General features: G+C 77.3%; 1 pseudogene. It reads left to right on the plus strand.

What is annotated here, in order from left to right:
* Nucleotides 1–295: pseudogene (locus tag G3I40_RS37305) on the plus strand (DNA-binding protein); the annotation flags it as partial.

Here is a 295-nt window from a genome sequence, read left to right on the forward strand (position 1 = left end):
CCGCGCGCACCGCGAGCTGCAGCCGCTGGCGCCCGCCGTGCGGGAGAAGGCGGCGCACCGTCCACAGGTTGTGGACGCGGCCGCGGCGGCGCAGGCGTACACGGCGCTGGCGACCGTCGAGGAGCTGCTGAAGGACTGGGACGAGGGCGGCCCGGCGGTGCTGCGCGCGGGCGGGCTGAGCGTCCGGGACCTCAAGCGCACGGCGACGGCCCTCGACAGCACGGAGCCGCAGGCCGCCTTCTGGGTGGAACTCGCCTACGCGGCGGGACTGCTGGCCTCGGACGGCGAGGCCGAC

The organism is Streptomyces sp. SID14478, assembly GCF_010548525.1.
In the GTDB taxonomy this organism is placed as follows: domain Bacteria; phylum Actinomycetota; class Actinomycetes; order Streptomycetales; family Streptomycetaceae; genus Streptomyces.